This is a genomic window from Acinetobacter ihumii (assembly GCF_900625095.1).
Classification (GTDB): Bacteria; Pseudomonadota; Gammaproteobacteria; order Pseudomonadales; family Moraxellaceae; genus Acinetobacter; species Acinetobacter ihumii.
The window spans coordinates 1-2929 of record NZ_LR130774.1 but is presented as its reverse complement, the minus strand read 5'-3'; the positions used below and the strand labels follow the sequence as shown (position 1 = coordinate 2929).

At 33.1% G+C, this 2929-nt stretch carries 4 protein-coding genes; 1 reads left to right on the top strand and 3 read right to left on the bottom strand.

Annotation, left to right across the window (positions count from 1 at the left end):
• Positions 1 to 92: 92 nt before the first annotated feature.
• Together E0D95_RS15460 and E0D95_RS15455 are read right to left on the bottom strand one after the other, a co-directional pair.
• Positions 93 to 893, bottom strand: coding sequence for a zeta toxin family protein (locus tag E0D95_RS15460; RefSeq protein WP_228258908.1), 801 nt, complete (start codon positions 891 to 893; stop codon positions 93 to 95).
• A gap of 183 nt (positions 894 to 1076) precedes the next feature.
• Positions 1077 to 1301 carry a hypothetical protein gene (locus E0D95_RS15455; RefSeq protein ID WP_015056389.1) on the bottom strand — a complete coding sequence of 75 codons (225 nt, stop codon included), beginning with the start codon at positions 1299 to 1301 and terminating at the stop codon, positions 1077 to 1079.
• Between the two features lie 151 nt (positions 1302 to 1452).
• Here E0D95_RS15455 and E0D95_RS15450 point away from each other — a divergent pair, with 151 nt between their 5' ends.
• On the top strand, positions 1453 to 2100 hold the full coding sequence (locus tag E0D95_RS15450; protein WP_004993315.1) for a recombinase family protein: 648 nt from the start codon (positions 1453 to 1455) through the stop codon (positions 2098 to 2100).
• Positions 2101 to 2714: 614 nt separating this feature from the next.
• Here the strand turns inward: E0D95_RS15450 and E0D95_RS15445 are convergent.
• On the bottom strand, positions 2715 to 2929 hold a 215-nt coding region (locus E0D95_RS15445; protein ID WP_005139060.1), incomplete at its 5' end, for a hypothetical protein.

Below are 2929 nucleotides of genomic sequence, written 5' to 3'. Positions count from 1 at the left end.
AAAATCATTTGAATGATTTCTTCTTGGTCTACGTGCCATAAAATACTCCATATATTGATGTTTATAACATCATTTGAGGAGCAGAATATCACTTATAGGAGTTGTTCAAATTTACGGATCCATCTCTCAACCTCTGTATATGGGGCAAAGCGTGTTTGCATTGCTTCTATTACTTTGAACCATTTATATTCATGCTGTTGGCGCTCCTGATCTGAAAATGGTCTTTCCCTTTCAGCTTTAAAGTCCTTTTGTTCAATAGCGTTATAGTGACGGTCATAAACGGTTAGCTTGTCTACTATGGGTTCATCTTTTAACTGTTCTATTGTGTTTTCTAGCTTGTGATAAATTTCACTATGAATATCAATATTGACGAAACGCCCAGTTTCATACAGCGCCTTTTCCATTTCATAACGATGGTATATACCTTGTCGTGATGTAATTTCAGGCACAGCCATTATTTTTAATTCAACGTCTTTGTAGCCTTTATCTCTGAAATTTTGAACTGTATTTTTTAAGGTTTGAAAATCTGCACTTGTTTGGTCAAGAACAATATTTTTCTTATGGCTTATAGCTTCTTCAATTAATTCTAAACTCCACTTTTTAGCATCATGGTGGGTGAATCCTGAAGATGTTTTATCATCCAATTTTTGCAGTTCATTATACTTGGGGTGATAGGCTCTTAATTGATCGGGGTCAATAATTACACTCCCGCCTTTATCTTTGAACTGATCTATAGAATCTCTTGCCAACTTGCCTTTACCCGATGCAGGCTGACCGCCAGTAATGACGACTTTAGGGCTGACTATAGACAGTGAGTTATTCAGAAAATCAGCTTTAATTTTCTCAAATACAAGGCTATGTTCTTCGTCACTTAGTTTGTATTGGTTGTCCATTGATCACCCTTTCATTGTGCCTTAAAGAATGTTCCAACAAACTTATAAACTGTAGGTAGTAATATCAGTCCACAAAATCCAATAATGCCTACAGTGTTATCTGATAAGTTCTCTGAAACAAACACTACGCCCAAGCAACCATAAATCACGACTAGACTTATAATTAGCTTCAGCAAAAAATTTTCATTCCTGATTACTCTGCTCGCTTTTATAGGCTTCACTATGTTTCTTGATTGATTGTATCAACTGTTCTCTATCTTGCTCGTACAAGCCCTGAAGCTCCATTGAAAGAGCCTGTCTATCATCTTCAGGCAAATGTCCTGAAGTACGCAATCCTATACGGTTTGATATGCCAGTCTGTGCAATCCTTAATAATTCAGATTCGCTTAGATCATTAAAATTAATCATCGTTATTTTTCCTTATACCTGAAGATATATAACAATAGGGTATACCCTATTGTTATATAATAATACACCCTAAAAACCCTATAACAATAGGGTTGTTTTGTTAATCTAATGTGATATAACATTGAGGTTATCTAATTTTGTTATACTGGTTATGGAAAAAGAAAATTTAGATATTGAAGATCAAATTAAAAACACACCCTTTCAAAGAGTGGGGTATATCCGTGTATCCACTAAAGACCAAAACCCTGAAAGACAGCTCCATGATCTACCCTTTGAGCTAGATAAAACTTTTATTGATCATTTTAGCGGAAAGACTGCCAAACGCCCTGCACTTCAGGAAATGTTCGATTATGTCCGTAGTGGGGACATTGTGTACGCTCATGATGTTTTTAGATTGGCACGTAGCTTGATTGACCTTGTAACCATTGTTCAAAAGCTAAATAAAAAAGGAGTGTCTGTTCATATTGTCAAAAATAACCTGAACTTTACCCCCAATTCAGATGACAAGTTCGATAAGTTTCAACTCCATGTATTAGGCGCTGTAGCTGAACTTGAAAGGGGTATTATTAGTGAGAATCAAGCAGAGGGAATTAAATTAGCTAAAAAAAAGAAAGGTAAATACAAGGGAAGATCGCCTGCGATTACAGAAGAAAAACTAAAAGAGTTAATTCATACCCTTAAAAATAAGGACGATTCATACCCTTTCACTCAAATAGCTAAAGATTATGGTGTTAGTTATATGACTTTAATTCGATATAGGAAAAAGTATGCAAAACAAATTAACGCCCAGTCTGATTGACCTTTTTGACAATTTTCTCGCACTCATAACAAAAAATAAAGGAAAATTTTAAGATCAATTGGATTTAAGATATACAACAATTATGTTTAAACCTATATAAGAAAACACATTAAGCTTCTTTTATAAGGCATTTTTAAAATGATAATTCAACATAAAAGTCCCTCATCCTCGCCTTCTTTCAAAGTGAGAAGGCGATTTCAATAGCAATATGAATCACTCATTATAAACATTCATTCAGTTTAGAAATAATCTAGAGATATTATGATTAACAGCAGAATTATCGATAAAATCAAATAAGTATTGATATTATTAAAGCTCTTAAGATAATTTAACATTCGTCATTTCCCATAAGAATTTAATAAAATACTATATGGCTGACAGATAGATAAAAGACTAGGAAAAGAAAAGCAGACAAAAAAATACCATCGATAATAAAATCGGTTAAAAATGTTGCACGATGAAATTTAAATAAACTTGTAAAGCTAATAAATTAACAATTTTATATTCATAAAAACTTAAATCACAAGTTAAGCTAATAAACAGTTTTAGATATTTTAAATAAGTTCATTTTAAAAACCAAAATTTAGATTTATTGGTGATATAAAACGGCGAATTCAAACATGAGGTGCGACAGTTTCAAAAGCCATATGATAATCAACAAGCTGAGCAAATTTCTCTAATGGTGTAAGCCAATCTAACGCCTTTCTAGGACGAGTATTCAGTGACATGGCAACTTGATTTAAATAATGCTGATCTGCCTGATTTAAATCAATCCCTTTAGGTAAATATTGCCTAATTAAACCATTCATATTTTCGCATGTGCCTTTTT